This is a genomic window from Streptomyces nanshensis, from assembly GCF_001751255.1.
Classification (GTDB): Bacteria; Actinomycetota; Actinomycetes; order Streptomycetales; family Streptomycetaceae; genus Streptomyces; species Streptomyces nanshensis_A.
In genome coordinates this window covers 1-3,060 of the sequence record NZ_LJGW01000244.1, presented here as the reverse complement: position 1 = coordinate 3,060, position 3,060 = coordinate 1, and the positions used below count along the sequence as shown (strand labels likewise).

The following is a 3,060-nucleotide window of genomic DNA, read 5'->3' as shown; positions in this document are numbered from 1 at the left end:
TGAGTTCCTTCGGTTTCGGCGGCGCCAACGCCCATGTCGTCCTGGAGGAATACCAGCCCCCGGCCGGCACGCAGACCGACGCCCACACCCGCACCGGTCCCTCAACCACCGTCCACAGCGGCCCCGTTGCCGTCCTGCTCTCCGCCCACCGTCCCGACGTACTGCGGGAGTCGGCGACCCGCTGGGTCGAGGTCCTGCGGCGCGGCGACTACCGCGACGCCGACCTCCCGGCGCTGTCGTACACCTCGCAGACGGGACGCACCGCCATGGCCGAGCGGCTCGCGGTCGTCGCCGGGACGCTGGAGGAGCTGCGCGCGGGCCTGGAATCCTGGCTCCGCGGCGAGCCGACCCCGGCCGTGTTCACCGGACGCGCCCCGCGCGACGGCGACGCACCGGCGGCACCGGCCGCCCTCACCGACGGGTTCGCCTCCGGGGGACGTACGGAGGCGCGGCACTGGGCGCCGGTGCTCCAGGCGTGGACGACGGGCGCCGAGTGCGACTGGCGGACGTTGTGGGGCGAACGGCACCCGCAACGGATCTCCATGCCGACGTACCCCTTCCAACTCCGGCGCTACTGGCTCGACATGAGCAACCCGGCGCACGGCCCGCACGTCTCCCGCGGCCTGCATCCGCTGGTGCACCGGAACACCTCCGACCTGAGCGAGCAGCGCTACACCTCGCACTTCACCGGCCGCGAGTTCTACATCGCCGACCACCGCGTGCAGGGCGAACAGGTCGTCCCCGGCGCGGCGTTGCTGGAGATGGCACGCGCCGCCGCCGTCCTCGCGGCGGGCGGCGCGGAGACCGACTGGGCGCTGCGCCAGGTGGTCTGGTCCCGGCCGCTGACGGCCGGACGGCCCGTCGACGTGCACACCGCCGTGTCCGTCCGGGCGGACGGCGAACCGGCCTTCGAGATCTACACGGAGGGCCCCGGCGGCGAACGCGTCGTGCACTCCACCGGACGGCTGCACCGCAGGACCGCCGGGAACGCCGCCGAACTTCTGGACGGACCCGAACTCCCGGGCGGCGCCGGACACTTGGACGTCGCCGCGCTGCGTGCCCAGTGCGACGGCACCGTCCTCGACGCCGAGGAGTGCTACGCCCGGTTCTCCGGCGCGGGCCTGGAGTACGGGCCCACGCTGCGGGCCGTCGAGACGCTGAGCGGCGGCACCCGGCAGGCGGTGGCCCGGCTGCGGCTGTCGGCCGCCGCGTCCGCGAGGACCGGGTTCGCCCTGCACCCGAGCCTGCTCGACGCCGCACTCCAGTCCACGGCGGGCCTCTTCACCGGCTCCGGTACGTCCTCGGCGGCCCTGCCGTTCGCCCTGGACCGGCTGGAGGTGCTGCGCGCGACGCCCTCCTCGGGGTGGGCGGTGGCACGCTTCGCCGCCGACGACCGTCCCGGCGGGGTGCGCCGCCTGGACATCGACGTGTGCGACGACGACGGCGAGGTGTGCGTACGGATCCGGGGCTTCCAGGTCCGTACGTACGGCGGCGACACCGCCCCGTCCGCCTCCGGCGCCGCAAACGGCACCCACGCCGTGACCACGAACGGCACCGGAAACGGCACAGACACCGGCAACGGAAACAGCACCGGCACCGGCAGCGAGGCGGACGCGGACGCCCGGCTGCTGCACCTCATCCACGCCATCGGCGAGGGCGCCCTGAGCGCTGACGAATTCCAGCGGAGCCTCATATGACCACTCACGCCACGTCACTTACCGAACTGCACGAGCAGATCCGTACCGGACGGATCGGCCAGGACGAGGCCCTCCGGCTGATCCGGGCCTGGCAGCAGGGCCGGCAGACCGGGAGCGAGGGCGAGCCGGCGCAGCGGCAGGCCACGGGCGACGACGCCGCGGCCCGTGGCGAGGCCCTGCGCGAGCGCGTGTGCGACATCGTGACGCACGCGGTCAGCGAGTTGCTGAAGGTCGGCCCGGACGACCTGGACGCCGACGTCGAACTCAGCGAGTACGGGCTGGACTCGATCGTGATGAGCCAGCTCGTCAACGCGGTGAACGACGAACTCGGCCTGGAACTCGCCCCCACGGTCCTCTTCGAGCACCCGAATCTGCGAGCCTTCAGCGCCCACCTCGCCGACACATACGCGGACTCGCTCTCCGTACGGCTGCTCGGCACGCCCGGCACCGGGCCCGCGCCCGCCCCCTCGACCGCCTCCTCGACTGCGACGTCGGCCGAACCCGCGGCCGTCGCCGCTCCGTCGACGTCACCGCCGGAGGCCCGTACGGAATCCCCGGCGCCTCCGCCTCCGGCAACCGGAGGCCGCTTCTTCCCCGCCGCCGCCCCATCCGCCCCATCCGCCGAAACCGAACCCGCACCGGCACCCGCACCCGCGCCCGCCCCTGAACAGGCTTCCCCTGCGCAGGCTTTCGCTGCGGAGGAGCCCGTCGCCGTCGTCGGCATGAGCGGACGTTTTCCGATGGCGGATGATCTGGCGGAGTTCTGGGAGAACTTGCGTGAGGGGCGGGACTGTATTCGTGAGGTGCCGTCGGATCGCTGGGACTGGCGCGAGTACTACGGCGACCCCGTCGAGGAGCCCGGCCGCACCGATGTGAAGTGGGGCGGATTCATCGACGGCGTCGCCGACTTCGATCCGCTCTTCTTCGGCATCGCGCCGAAGGAAGCCCTCCATATGGACCCGCAGCAGCGGCTGTTGATGCTCTACGTCTGGAAGGCCCTGGAGGACGCGGGCCATTCGGCGGACAGTCTCGCCGGGAGCGATCTGGCGATGTTCGTCGGTACGAACGACACCGGTTACGGCACGCTCGCCGAACGGTGCGGAAAACGGGACAGCGTCTCGCCCACCGGCGGCGTCCCCTCACTCGGCCCGAACCGCATGAGCTTCTTTCTCGACGTGCACGGTCCCAGCGAGCCCGTGGAAACGGCGTGTTCGAGTTCGCTGGTCGCCATGCACCGCGGTGTCACGGCGATCGCCCGCGCGGAATGTGAGACCGCCGTGGTCGGCGGCATCAACACCATCGTCGTTCCCGACGGTCACGTCAGCTTCTCCCGTGCGGGGATGTTGAGTGTGGATGGTCGGTG

2 protein-coding genes are annotated in these 3,060 nt (G+C 72.3%); both read left to right on the top strand.

The genetic code is table 11. From position 1 onward, the window contains the following. Window positions 1-1,697 (top strand): polyketide synthase dehydratase domain-containing protein (locus AN218_RS14175; RefSeq protein ID WP_171908680.1); only part of this gene is annotated, 1,697 nt, incomplete at its 5' end. Beyond that, window positions 1,694-3,060, top strand: a 1,367-nt coding sequence (locus AN218_RS14170) for a type I polyketide synthase (protein WP_216311767.1), incomplete at its 3' end; no start/stop codon positions are given. The genes AN218_RS14175 and AN218_RS14170, both read left to right, overlap by 4 nt.